Source organism: Streptomyces alkaliphilus, from assembly GCF_014141535.1.
Classification (GTDB): Bacteria; Actinomycetota; Actinomycetes; order Streptomycetales; family Streptomycetaceae; genus Streptomyces; species Streptomyces alkaliphilus.
The window spans coordinates 1-660 of record NZ_VKHT01001593.1; the positions used below are offsets into that span (position 1 = coordinate 1).

The window sequence follows — 660 nt, forward strand, 5'->3', positions numbered from 1 at the left end:
CGGCTCCCCCGCGCGGCGGTCGGCCTCCGTGACGGCGGCGACGGCGGCGGCCGTCTCCCGCGCCGGCCGCCCGACGCCGATGAGGGTCGCGGAGGCCGGCCCGGTCCAGTCGCCGTACCCGAGGAGGAAGAGGCGCGGTTCGTCCACCGAGCGGGTGCCCTCGACCGGGATCCGTCCCCGGGTGCGGCGCAGCCGCAGCGGGGCGAGGTGGGCGAGGGCGGGGCGGAAGCCGGTGCACAGGATGATCGCGTCGGCCGGGCGCACGGTGCCGTCCGCCCACCGGGGTTCCTCGGGTTCGAGCCGGTCGAACATCGGCAGGGCGGTGAGCGCGGCCCGGTCCCGGGCTTCGCGCACCGCCTCGGTGACCACCACGTCGCCGAGGGCCGCGACGCCGCCGGGATCGGGGCGGCCCGCCTCCAGGGCCCGGCGGCGGGCGGTGGCGGTGTCGAAGAGCGCGCGGCCGTCGATGTCGTCGGGCAGGAAGCGCGGCGGTCGACGGGCGACCCACAGAACCCGGGCGTGCGGGGCGAGGTCGGCGGCGATCTGCGCGCCGGAGTTGCCGCCACCCACCACGACCACGCGGCGGCCGGTGAACTCCTCCGGGCCCCGGTAATCGACGGTGTGCAGCACCCGCCCCCGGTAGCGGTCGCGGCCGGGGAG

The 660-nt window shown here is 79.1% G+C and carries 1 pseudogene; it reads right to left on the minus strand.

What is annotated here, in order from left to right:
• A pseudogene (locus tag FNQ90_RS25855) lies at positions 1-660 on the minus strand (SidA/IucD/PvdA family monooxygenase); the annotation flags it as partial.